The organism is Grimontia marina, assembly GCF_900060185.1.
Classification (GTDB): domain Bacteria; phylum Pseudomonadota; class Gammaproteobacteria; order Enterobacterales; family Vibrionaceae; genus Enterovibrio; species Enterovibrio marinus.
Genome location: NZ_FIZY01000162.1, coordinates 1 through 1,246, shown reverse-complemented (window position 1 = coordinate 1,246; position 1,246 = coordinate 1). Strand labels below are relative to the sequence as shown.

The window sequence follows — 1,246 nt, the reverse complement described above, 5'->3', positions numbered from 1 at the left end:
CGGCCAAATCTTGCTCGCTGAGCAACTTTTCGCCCACCCACAGGCAACACCTTGCTCCCCCCTTTTTAGGCATCAGCTAAGTCTCTGTTTTTATTGCACTACACTACTGGCACACCCCTTGCGTTATTTCCCACGTAGTAAACAACCTCCTCCGAATTTTTATAGGGAAATTACAATGCCAACTCCTTGTTATATCGCCATCGAAGGCAAAACCCAGGGCAACATCACTGCCGGTGCCTTCACCGCTGACTCTGTCGGTAACATCTACGTGGAAGGCCACGAAGACGAGATGCTGGTGCAAGCCTTTGACCACATCGTGACCGTCCCGACTGACCCACAAAGCGGTCAGCCCTCTGGCCAACGTGTTCACAAGCCGTTCAAGTTCACCGTGGCACTGAACAAAGCCGTTCCGCTGATGTACAACGCACTGGCGTCCGGCGAGATGCTGCCGAAGATTGAGCTCAAGTGGTACCGCACGTCTGTCGAAGGTAAGCAGGAGCACTTCTTCTCCACCATCCTGACTGACGGCACCATCATCGATATCGATTGCAACATGCCTCACTGTCAGGACGCGCAGAAGAAAGAGTTCACTCAGCTGGTGACTGTCTCTGTGGCCTACCGCAAGATTGACTGGGAGCACACGGTTGCAGGCACTTCCGGTGCGGATGACTGGCGCGCGCCTATCGAAGCTTAAGGCTTCCTGGCAGAAGGCGTGTTTCTTTGTAAAGCAGGCCTTTCTGACCCCACCCGCCCTCGCGGCGGGTTTTGTCGTCAGACAGTGACGTCTGATGAAGCTTCTGAAGTCTCTCAGAAGCAGTGGATAGTTCTTGCTGGGTATCTCTATGGCTACGGAAAGCGGTCTCCAATTTACTCTTAACGTCGAAGGCTTGCCTGACGACACCTTTGTGGTGGTCGACTTTCAGGGCGACGCCCATCTCTCGGCCCCTTTCTGTTTTGATATCAAGCTGGCCAGCCGCCATGAAGCCGTCTCTGAAAATGACACGGTGGACCGTAATGTCACTTTGGTGATTTGGCAGGATGGGGAGCTCAAGCAACGCTTCCACGGGATTGTCCGTCGGTTCTCTAGAGGTGATACGGGTTTCCATCACACCCGCTATGCACTGGAGATGGTGCCGTCCCTTGCCAGACTGTCCCTTCGCCAGAACAGCCGTATCTTCCAGCAGCAGTCTGCCCCGGAAATCATGAGTATTCTCCTGCAGGAGATGGGCATTGATGATTATGCGTT

2 protein-coding genes are annotated in these 1,246 nt (G+C 53.9%); both read left to right on the top strand.

What is annotated here, in order from left to right:
• Window positions 1-175: 175 nt before the first annotated feature.
• Complete coding sequence (locus tag GMA8713_RS25700; RefSeq protein ID WP_062667983.1) at window positions 176-694, top strand: Hcp family type VI secretion system effector; 519 nt, start codon at window positions 176-178, stop codon at window positions 692-694.
• Window positions 695-842: 148 nt separating this feature from the next.
• Window positions 843-1,246 (top strand): contractile injection system protein, VgrG/Pvc8 family (locus GMA8713_RS27105; protein ID WP_269747470.1); only part of this gene is annotated, 404 nt, incomplete at its 3' end.

What these genes read in the sequence shown, in the direction of transcription:
- GMA8713_RS25700 (WP_062667983.1), top strand. Translation starts at nt 176, where the DNA reads ATGCCAACTCCTTGTTATATCGCCATCGAAGGCAAAACCCAGGGCAAC.